The 10,027-nt window shown below is 62.5% G+C and carries 10 protein-coding genes and 1 pseudogene; 6 read left to right on the plus strand and 5 right to left on the minus strand.

The features are described 5' to 3' along the window. Window positions 1-411, minus strand: a pseudogene (locus WA145_RS10030) (DNA mismatch repair protein MutS); the annotation flags it as partial. A 77-nt stretch (window positions 412-488) separates the two neighbouring features. On the opposite strand from WA145_RS10030, the gene WA145_RS10035 reads away from it, so the two are divergent. From WA145_RS10035 to recX, 3 genes are all read left to right on the plus strand, one after another. Beyond that, on the plus strand, window positions 489-1,001 hold the full coding sequence (locus WA145_RS10035) for a CinA family protein (RefSeq protein ID WP_422581442.1): 513 nt from the start codon (window positions 489-491) through the stop codon (window positions 999-1,001). Between the two features lie 90 nt (window positions 1,002-1,091). Further along, window positions 1,092-2,135, plus strand: a complete 1,044-nt coding sequence (recA, locus tag WA145_RS10040) for a recombinase RecA (protein WP_422581443.1) — start codon at window positions 1,092-1,094, stop codon at window positions 2,133-2,135. Window positions 2,136-2,146: 11 nt separating this feature from the next. Then, the gene (recX, locus tag WA145_RS10045) at window positions 2,147-2,611 is read left to right on the plus strand and encodes a recombination regulator RecX (RefSeq protein WP_422581444.1); all 465 of its coding nucleotides are present in this window, start codon (window positions 2,147-2,149) and stop codon (window positions 2,609-2,611) included. 197 nt (window positions 2,612-2,808) lie between these two features. On the opposite strand, the gene WA145_RS10050 is transcribed toward recX, so the two are convergent. Both WA145_RS10050 and WA145_RS10055 read right to left on the minus strand, forming a co-directional pair. Continuing rightward, complete coding sequence (locus WA145_RS10050; protein ID WP_422581445.1) at window positions 2,809-3,888, minus strand: LOG family protein; 1,080 nt, start codon at window positions 3,886-3,888, stop codon at window positions 2,809-2,811. A 133-nt stretch (window positions 3,889-4,021) separates the two neighbouring features. Further along, window positions 4,022-5,425, minus strand: coding sequence for an MBL fold metallo-hydrolase RNA specificity domain-containing protein (locus tag WA145_RS10055; protein WP_422581446.1), 1,404 nt, complete (start codon window positions 5,423-5,425; stop codon window positions 4,022-4,024). 129 nt (window positions 5,426-5,554) lie between these two features. On the opposite strand from WA145_RS10055, the gene WA145_RS10060 reads away from it, so the two are divergent. Both WA145_RS10060 and WA145_RS10065 read left to right on the plus strand, forming a co-directional pair. Next, window positions 5,555-7,957, plus strand: coding sequence for a xylulose 5-phosphate 3-epimerase (locus WA145_RS10060; RefSeq protein ID WP_422581447.1), 2,403 nt, complete (start codon window positions 5,555-5,557; stop codon window positions 7,955-7,957). Between the two features lie 36 nt (window positions 7,958-7,993). Then, entirely contained in the window at window positions 7,994-8,194 is a 201-nt protein-coding gene (locus WA145_RS10065) for a TraY domain-containing protein (protein ID WP_422581448.1), read from the plus strand. A gap of 3 nt (window positions 8,195-8,197) precedes the next feature. Here WA145_RS10065 and WA145_RS10070 read toward each other — a convergent pair whose 3' ends face one another. Continuing rightward, window positions 8,198-8,596 carry a quorum-sensing-regulated virulence factor family protein gene (locus tag WA145_RS10070; RefSeq protein WP_422581449.1) on the minus strand — a complete coding sequence of 133 codons (399 nt, stop codon included), beginning with the start codon at window positions 8,594-8,596 and terminating at the stop codon, window positions 8,198-8,200. Between the two features lie 218 nt (window positions 8,597-8,814). Between WA145_RS10070 and WA145_RS10075 the strand changes: the two genes are divergently transcribed. After that, entirely contained in the window at window positions 8,815-9,525 is a 711-nt protein-coding gene (locus WA145_RS10075) for a tRNA-uridine aminocarboxypropyltransferase (protein ID WP_422581450.1), read from the plus strand. Window positions 9,526-9,536: 11 nt separating this feature from the next. On the opposite strand, the gene WA145_RS10080 is transcribed toward WA145_RS10075, so the two are convergent. Beyond that, a partial coding sequence (locus WA145_RS10080; RefSeq protein WP_422581451.1) for a DMT family transporter occupies window positions 9,537-10,027 on the minus strand: 491 nt, incomplete at its 5' end.

Here is a 10,027-nt window from a genome sequence, read left to right on the forward strand (position 1 = left end):
GCCGTGCAGGGCGCAGAGCAGGGTGTCCTGGCGCTCGTCGAGGAAGGCTTCATCGCTGACGGTGCCGGGCGTCACGATGCGCGCCACGGCGCGCTCCACCGGCCCCTTGCTGGTGGCCGGGTCGCCGATCTGCTCGCAGATCACCACCGACTCGCCGAGCTTGACCAGTTTGGCCAGGTAGCCCTCCAGCGAGTGGTAAGGAATCCCGCACATGGGAATCGCCTGCCCGGCAGACTGGCCACGGGCCGTCAGGGTGATATCCAGCAGCTTGGCGGCCTTTTTCGCGTCCTCGTAGAAGATCTCGTAGAAGTCGCCCATGCGGTAAAACATCAGCTGTTCCGGGTGCTGATTTTTCAGCTTCCAGTACTGCTGCATCATCGGCGTGTGAGAACTGAGGTCGCTTTGGCTCATCGTTTTAACTGTCCGGCTGAATCGCAAAAGCGCCTAGTGTAGGGTATCCAGCTTGTCCGTTTCACCCCGGAGTGCAGATGACTGCCAATGAATATGCCCTGACCCAACTGGCTGCCGAATTGGGCGCGCAGCTGATTGCCGCCAAGGCCCAGGTGACCACCGCCGAATCCTGCACCGGTGGCGGCATTGCTGAGGCGATTACCCGCATTCCCGGTAGCTCGGCCTGGTTTGAAGCCGGTTATGTCACCTACTCCAATGCGCAGAAGAGCAAACAGCTGGGCGTGCCCGAGGCGCTGTTCGTCACGGTTGGGGCGGTGAGTCAGGAGGTGGTCGAAGCCATGGTGCGGGGGGCGCAGGCTAATAGTGGAGCGCGCTTTGCGGTGGCGGTCAGCGGTGTGGCAGGGCCGGATGGCGGTTCGCCGGGGAAGCCGGTGGGCACGGTCTGGTTGGCCTGGGGCGATGGTGAACAACTATTTAGCGTGCGCCGGCAGTTTTCCGGGGATCGCAGCGAGGTTCGCCGACAAACGGTTGAGGCCGCACTGGCCGGGCTGTTGCGCCTGCTTGCGCAAGAAAATCCAAACGCGGGGTAGGCGGGCGACTTGCCCTGTGGAATAATACTGTCTACTTATACAGTTGTTGGTGGCCGATCGCTGGCCCTTCTTGATTACGTGAGGACTTAAATGGACGAGAATAAGAAGCGCGCCTTGGCGGCAGCCCTGGGCCAGATTGAAAAACAATTCGGCAAAGGTGCGGTGATGCGCATGGGTGATCACGATCGTCAGGCGATTCCGGCCATCTCCACCGGCTCGCTGGGTCTGGACATCGCGCTGGGCATCGGCGGTCTGCCGAAAGGTCGTATCGTTGAAATTTATGGCCCTGAGTCTTCCGGTAAAACCACTCTGACCCTGTCGGTGATCGCCGAAGCACAAAAGCTTGGTGCCACCTGCGCCTTCGTCGATGCTGAACATGCGCTCGACCCTGAGTACGCTAGTAAGCTGGGCGTCAATGTTGATGACCTGCTGGTATCGCAGCCGGATACCGGCGAGCAGGCCCTGGAAATCACCGACATGCTGGTGCGCTCCAACGCCATCGACGTGATCGTGATCGACTCTGTGGCGGCCCTGGTGCCGAAGGCGGAAATCGAAGGCGAAATGGGCGATATGCATGTAGGCCTCCAGGCTCGTCTGATGAGTCAGGCGCTGCGCAAGATCACCGGCAACATTAAGAACGCCAACTGCCTGGTGATCTTTATCAACCAGATCCGCATGAAGATCGGCGTGATGTTCGGCAGCCCGGAAACCACCACCGGTGGTAACGCGCTGAAGTTCTATGCGTCGGTTCGCTTGGACATCCGCCGTACTGGCGCGGTGAAGGAAGGCGACGAAGTGGTGGGCAGCGAAACCCGCGTCAAGGTGGTGAAGAACAAGGTCGCGCCGCCGTTCCGCCAGGCCGAGTTCCAGATTCTTTACGGCAAGGGCATCTACCGTAACGGTGAAATCATCGACCTCGGCGTACAGCTCGGTCTGCTGGAAAAATCCGGCGCCTGGTACAGCTACCAGGGCAACAAGATCGGTCAGGGCAAGGCCAATTCGGCCAAGTACCTGGAAGACAACCCGGAAGTGGCACGCACCGTTGAAGGCTTGATCCGTGAGAAGTTGCTGGTGGTCAGCCCAACGGTCAAGGCCAACTCCACGGCCGATGACCTGGCTGACGCCGACGCCTGATTTGCCGGCTTATGTCGATTGCTCTGGATAACCCCGTCGCAGTGCGGCGGGCGGCCATGGATCTGCTGGCGCGGCGCGAACATGGCCGGGTCGAGCTGACCCGCAAGTTGCGCAGTCGGGGGGCGGCCGATGAGTTGATCGAAGCCGCTCTCGATCGCTTGGCAGAAGAAGGGTTGCTGTCTGAGGCGCGTTACCTGCAAGCCTTTGTCAGCTACCGCGCGCGTGCCGGCTACGGGCCGTTGCGTATTCGTGAAGAATTGACCCAGCGTGGCCTGGCCCGCAGCGATGTCGAGCAGGCCTTGCGCGACAGCGGTATCGATTGGCGTGAGCATCTGGAAGACACCTGGCGACGTAAGTTCGCCGGTGAGTTGCCGCGTGATGCCCGCGAGCGTGCCCAGCAGGGACGTTTTCTCAGTTATCGGGGTTATCCCCCTGAGTTGATCGGGCGCTTGCTACGCGGTGCATTGGACGATTAATGCCGCAGCTGGTTGCTGCTTAGGCAGCCGGCATCAGTCCCTTCGTTGTTCCATACCTCCTTTCACACCTCGATGATGCAGCAGTAGTGGAAGCAAATGCTTTCGGTACTGATATGCGTATGGCCGATCTTTTCTGGTTAGCCGGCTGAGCCGCGATTGCCGATAGCCCCCGAGCAGGCTATCGGCTGGGCGGCAGGTCAGGTGTTTTCCGCCCAGTTGTGCGGCTGATTGACCCGGTCGAGCAGTTCGCGCAAGCGGCCGTGGTTGCGGCCATTAAAGGCGAAGGCCAGACGGGTCATATGGCACAGCTCCGGCTCGTCTTGCTCGGAGTCGCAACCCGCTTGCTGCTGGAAGTCGCCGTGCATGCACAGGTCGCGGAACTCATGGTTCAGCTGCTGCATGGCCGCCTCGTTCAACGCATGGTTGAGGCGGATCACATAGCGCTCCCTGAGCCAGCGGCTGGAGTGGTAGTTGCGGTAGAACTGGGCGATTTCCTCTGCGGCCTCTTCGGCGCTGTGCACCAGGCGCATCAGGCGCATATCGCTGGGCAGGATATAGCCGTTGTCCTGCAGCTGTTCCTGCAAAAAGGTCAGTGCGCTAGTCCAGAAGGTGCCGCCAGGCTGGTCGAGCAGCACCACGGGTACTAACGGGCTTTTGCCGGTCTGGATCAGGGTCAGCACTTCCAGCGCTTCGTCCAGGGTGCCGAAGCCGCCTGGGCAGAGCACCAGGCCATCGGCTTCCTTGACGAAGAACAGCTTGCGCAGAAAGAAAAAGTGGAACGACAGCAGGTTGTTGCTGCCTTCAACGGTGGCATTGGCACCTTGCTCGAAGGGCAGGGTGATATTGAAGCCCAGGCTGTTTTCCAGGCCGGCACCTTCGTGGGCGGCGGCCATGATGCCGCCACCGGCACCGGTAATGACCATCAGGTTATGTTTGGCCAAGGTCGCGCCGAGGTCGCGGGCCAGTTGGTAAACCGGGTGGCTGGCTGGGGTGCGCGCCGAGCCGAACACAGTGACCTTACGTCGGCGTTTGAACTGTTCCAGCGTGCTGAAGGCCTGCTCCATCTCGCGCAGGGTTTGCAGCATGATCTTGGCGTCCCAGCGGCTGCGGTCGGCCTGCGCCATGCGCACAACCGTGCCGAGCATGGCCTGGTAGAGCTTGCTGTTGGGGCTGTCGGGCGGTGTGGCGAGGATGCCCAGTTCTTCCACTTTGCTGTTTAGGTCGACGCCACTGATCTGAAAGTGCCGGGACAGGAAATCGTCCGATTCATCGGGCATACAACTTCTCCTTCTGGTTGCCGGTCGAGGCAGCACGCTGCCGCGTCGGCCTTGTCCTGAGTATGGCTGGCGGCGGTTGGTTTGTGCGGCGCAGTTACTTGCCGATTAACCAATGGCTCAGCCCAGGACTGCATCAGAGGGCGATTTGCTCGCCGGGTTCAGGAATATTGGCGATCCAGTTCAGGCGCTCGCGCAAGACCTGCTGCAGGGTCTGCATCTTCTCCAGCTCGCCATGCACCAGGTACAACTCGGGGTGATGTTCGAAGTGCCTGACCCAATCGAGCAACTGTGACTGCCCGGCATGCGCGGAGAAGCCGCCAAGGGTATGCACCTTGGCTTTCACGGCGATGCGCTGGTGGAGGACTTTCACGTTTTCAGCACCATCCACCAGCGTGCGGCCGAGGGTGCCCTTGGCCTGGAAACCGGGGAAGATCAGGTGGCAGTTGTCGCGCCAGAGGTTGTGTTTGAAGTGATGGACGATGCGTCCACCGGTGCACATACCGCTGCCGGCGATGATGATCGCGCCGTTGTTGATCCGGTTGATGGCCATCGACTCTTCCACGCTGGGCGTACAGCGCAGGATCGGCAGCCAGTCCTCGATGCGTTTGGCCTTTTTGGCCGCCAGTGCTGCGCGATCTTCTGCGGCAAACTGGTCCTGAAAACGCGAGTAAATGGCGTTGGCGCGAATCGCCATGGGGCTGTCGAGAAACACCGCCTGCTGCGGCAGACGGCCTTCCTGATAGAAGCGCCCGAGGTAGTAGATCAGGTCCTGGGTGCGGCCGACGGCGAAGGCAGGGATCAGCACGTTGCCGCCGTCGCGATGGGCCTGCTGCAGGATGGCTGCCAGCTCGTCCAGGGTGTCCTCGCTGCAGCGGTGGTCGCGATCGCCGTAGGTCGATTCCAGCAGCACCACATCGGCTTTGCTCAGCGTGCTGGGGTCTTGCATCAAGGGCGAGCAGGTATTGCCCAGGTCGCCGGAGAACACCAGGCGGCGGGTCAGGTGATGGTCCTGCACGTCGAGTTCGACAATCGCCGAGCCGAGGATATGCCCGGCATCATGAAAGGTGACCTGCACGCCCTTGGCCACTTCGCGGCTTTCGCCATAGATCATCGGCCGGCGTTGGTTCAGCGCCTGTTCGGCATCGGCGGTGGTGTACAGCGGGCGGATTGGCGCCTTGCCCATCCGTGCGCGCCATTTGTTTTCCCACTCGGCATCTTTCTCCTGGAGAAAGGCTGCGTCGAGCAGCATCAGCTCCATCAGTTCACAGGTCGCCTCGGTGGCAAAGATTGGCCCGCGATAGCCGGCTGCCGTGAGTTTTGGCAGCAGGCCGGTGTGGTCAATGTGCGCGTGGGAAATCACCACGGCGTCCAGGCTGAGCGGGTCAAAGGCAAACGGCGCGCGGTTGCCGTCTTCCTCCTCGCGGCGGCCCTGGCGCATGCCGCAATCGAGCAATACCCGTGCGCCGTCGCGGCTTTCGATCAGGTAACAGGAGCCGGTGACTTGTTGAATCGCGCCGAAAAAATTGAGCAGGGCCATGGTTGAGTCCTTGGTCTGGTGAAGAGCCATTGCAAGGCTGGCTCAAGCGGCAGGCGGCTGTCTTGATGCAGGTCAGTATCTCCTGCCGTCTTGGCTTTTAGACTTCTTGCATAGCCACGGAGTAAGCCAATGATCCAGCTATTCCCCGGTGCCACTGAGTTGGCCGAGCACGCCCGCCTTGAGCCGACCTTCGCCGCCTGGCAGCGCGGCTATGGCCCTTTGCAGCATAGTCCGCAGACCTGCGCGGCGGTCTACCGTATGGCGCATCAGTTGGTGCAGGCGGGCGTGCAGGCGGACCTGCCGAGTGTCTATCGCCACTTTTACGCCCTGGATCGGCTGACAGCAGCGGGGCTGTGGCTGGTGGTGCATATGACCTATGCCCAGCGCGTGCGCCTCGATGGCGCGGCGTTGGCCGCAGAGGATTTCAAGGTGTCGCCCGAAGGGCACACCGGCGGCGCGCTGAATATGCTGCCGGCCTACGCCGGCTACCTGGCGCTGAATAACCTGACTGGGGAAACCCGTGGCTGGTTGATGGGCCAGGGCCACTGTGTGGCGGCCATCGAGGCGCTCAATCTGCTAACGGCCAATCAGCACCCGGAACAGGCCGCGCGTTACCCCTGTGATGAGGCCGGCATGAGTCAGCTGGTGGCGGACTTCTACAGCTATGCGCAGAACGCGGCGGGCCAGGTCAGCGCGCCGCTGGGCAGCCACGTCAACCCGCACACGGCTGGCGGGATTGCCGAAGGGGGTTATCTGGGCTTTGCCGAGCTGCAATATGCCCATCTGCCGTTACCCGGCGAGAAGCTGGTGGCGTTCCTTTCCGATGGCGCGGCCGAGGAGCAGCGCGGCAGTGACTGGATGCCGCGCTGGTGGCGTGCCGAAGACTGCGGTGTGGCCTTGCCGCTGATGATCGCCAATGGTCGACGTATCGAGCAACGCACCGAGCTGGCGACACCCGCCGGGCTGGAGAACTTTCGCGAGCACCTGCGCCATTGCGGTTTTGACCCGGTGAGTTTCGATGGCCGCGACCCGGGCGCTTTTGTCTGCGCCCTGTGGGAGATGGAGCAGCGTCTGGGCCGGCGTGTCCAGGAACTGCGCGATGGCGTGCTGAATTATCCGCTGCCGATGCCCTACGGGATTGCCGAAACCGTGAAGGGTTTCGGTTTCTATGGCGCTGGCAGCAATGCGGCGCACAATCTGCCATTGCCGGCTAACCCACATACCGATGGCGCTGCCCGTGAGCTGTTCAATCAGCATGTGGCGCAGCTGTGGGTGGCCCCGGATGAGCTGAGCGCCGCCTGCGCGCTGTTTGCGGATCGAGGTTCCCGCGCGCTGGAGCGCGATAACCCACTGGCGCTGCGTCATCCAGCGCTGCCAAAACTGCCCGTGTTGCAGTATCAGGGCGGCGCCTGCTCGCCGATGCTGGCCCTGGATCGCTTCTTTGTCGATCTGGTCCGCGCCAACCCGCAACTGCGCCCGCGCGTTGGTAACCCTGATGAGCTGGCCAGCAATCGCCTGGGTGGCGTGCTGAAGGCGCTCAAGCACCGGGTGACTGCGCCGGAGAGCGAGCTGGAAGCGCTGGATGGCGCGATCATCACCGCGCTCAACGAAGAGGCCGTGGTCTCCGCCTGTCTGGCCAACCAGGGCGGCCTGAATCTGCTGGCCAGCTACGAGGCCTTCTGCGTGAAGATGCTCGGCGCGCTGCGTCAACGGATTATCTTTGCCCGCCAGCAGAAAGAAGCAGGGCGCCCGGCAGGCTGGCTCGGCTGGCCACTGGTGGCCACCTCGCACACCTGGGAGAACGGCAAGAATCAGCAGTCGCACCAGGACACCAGCTTCTGCGAGGCACTGCTCGGTGAGATGGGCGATATGGTGCGGGTGCTGTTCCCGGCCGATCACAACTCGGTATTGGCGCTGCTGCCGGGCATCTATCAGGCGCGCGGGCAGATCGCCTGCATGGTGATTGCCAAACGTGAGCGGCCTGGCGTATTTACCCGCGAACAGGCCGAGCAGCTGGCGCAGGATGGCGCCCTGGTGCTGGCCGAGTACAAAGGCGAGCAGCCTTTGCTGCTGATCGCCACCGGCAGTTATCAGTTGGCGGAAATGCAGCGCGCGGCCGTTCGTCTGAGCGCGGCCGGATGTGCCTGGCGTCTGGTTTACTTGCAAGAGCCGGGGCGTTTTCGCGCGGCCCGCGACACCTGGGAACAGGCGGTGATTGTCGATGCCGAGCGGGTTGAGCGGTTATTTCCGGCTGCCAGCGTACGGCGCGTGCTGCTGACCCATATGCGCCCGGAAGTCGCCCGTGGGCATCTGTGGCCACTGCTCGGTGACGCTCGACACAGCCGTGTGCTGGGCTACCGTAACCGGGGTGGCACCCTGGATGAAGCCGGCATGCTGTTCGCTAATCAGGCGAGCTGGGCGCATGTGCTGGAGGCCGCCGCCGGGTTGTTGGGCAAACCGCTTGGCGATTTGCTCAGCGCCGAGGAACAAGCCGCCGTGCAAGGGCGGGGAGAACCACGCTGTTTGCGCTAAGCCGGCGGCGTGTGTAACGGGAAAGGAGGGGCAGGTATGCCTAAGTTGACCTTGGACCTTGATGTGGATTTGTACCGCCTGTTGCAACAGGCCGCGCAGAGCAACCAGCGCAGCCTGGAAGAAGAGTGCTTGCAGCGGCTTGAGGGGGCAGCACGGCGTTCGCGTTATATGCACGCGTTGCTGGCGGATCTGCGCGCCGATGATGAGCAACGGCGCGCGCAGCAGGGGGGCGGTTGAGGCTTACAGGCCGCAATCTGCTTTGCTGAAACGCTCGGTGGTCACCGGGCGGTTGCTCTTGTATTCGCTGAATTCATAACGCAGCGCCGCGCCGCGCGTCAGCAACTGGCGATAACCGGCATTGCGGCACACGCTGTTGGCCAGTTGTGCGCGCACCACGTCCGGGTTGCCGCGCATCTGCGCCGCATGCTCACTGCGCACGCTGAGGTGGTTGACCAGCTCGCTGCCATCAACGGTGTAGCCTTGATCGAGAATGTCTTCGTTGACCGCCCGTGGCGTGCCCACGCTGCTTTCACGTGCGACTTGCTCCAGGGTCTTGCTCAGCTCAAAGTCTTTCAGGGTGGTGGCATGGGCAAACAGGGACAGGCTCAAGGCCAGGGTTAGGCTGGTCAAACGCAGCATGGGGTTCTCCAAAGTCGATGTGCACCTTCTGACCGGCAGTGCCGGGCAGAGGTTCAGTGGCGCCTATCTTACTCGCCTGCCGGCACTTACGCAGTTGCCACGGCAGATGGTGCAAGACACACGGTTGAATAAGCGGCGGCGAGCTTTGTTAGACTGCCGCGCTTGCTGACCCCTGGATGATCCATGCCGCTCCTTTTTATCTGTCAGGTGCACGCCTGATGAGCCACGCCGTTGCGCGTTTACGGGCTGCGCGGATTGCCCGCAGTGCCAAGCCTTTTCTTGCCCGTGGCAGCCGTTCGGTGCGTTGCGATGCTTGCCGCCTGGTGATGACTCACTGCCTGTGTGCCTGGCGCCCGCGCATTGCCGCAACGTCGGCGGTATGTCTGCTGATGCATGATGTCGAAGCGCTCAAGCCAAGCAATACCGGCTGGTTGATTGCCGACGTGCTGGCCGATACCTCGGCGTTTGGCTGGTCGCGGGTTACAGTGGATGCCGAGTTGCCGGCGTTGCTGCGCGACCCGCAGTGGCAACCTTATCTGGTGTTTCCGGGCGAATATGTCGCCGCCGAGCGGGTGGTCAGCGAGGTGCAGCCGGCAGCGGGCAAGCGGCCGCTGTTTGTGCTGCTGGATGCCACCTGGAGCGAGGCGCGCAAGATGTTTCGCAAAAGCCCTTACCTCGACAGCCTGCCGGTGCTCAGCCTGCAGGCCGAGCAATTGTCCCGCTACAAACTGCGCCGCTCCAAGCGCGACGACCATTTTTGCACCGCCGAGGTAGCGGCCCTGTGCCTGGAACTGGCCGGCGATCAGCGCGCGGCCGATGGCTTGAATGCCTATCTGGATGTTTTCAGCCAGCACTACCTGGCCGCCAAGGCACCGCGCGCGGTGCCGTTAGATGATCCGCTACACGACCGCCTGCGCGAGTTTCTTTAGCAGACCTGGTTTTATGCGAGTTTCTTTGGCCACAACTGCGCCAACAGCATGCCGGCAAACATCAGCGCGCAGCCGAAGTAGCCGCGCAGCTCCAGTGACTCACCGAGCAGCCAGGCCCCGGCGATGGCGGCGAATACCGCCTCCAGCGAGAGGATGATGGCGGCGTGGGAGGCGATGGCGTCTTTCTGCGCCACCACCTGCAGGGTAAAACCGATGGCCACGCCGAAGAGGCCGCCGTAAAGAATCGCCGGCCCGGCAGCGATGATTGCTTGCAGCTGGATTTCCTCGAAGATCACCGCCAGCACCAGGCTGATTAGCGCGCAGGTGATAAATTGCACCAGGGCCAGGCGCAGCGGGTCATGGCGGCCGGCAAAGAAACCCACCAGCAGTACATGCACACCCCAGACGAAGGCTCCGGCCAGTTGCAGCCAGTCGCCGGAGGCCACGGTAAAGCCCTCGCCGACGCTAAGCAGGAACATGCCGACAACCGCCAGGCAGGCTC

Source organism: Pseudomonas sp. (genome assembly GCF_049301935.1).
Lineage (GTDB): Bacteria > Pseudomonadota > Gammaproteobacteria > Pseudomonadales > Pseudomonadaceae > Aquipseudomonas.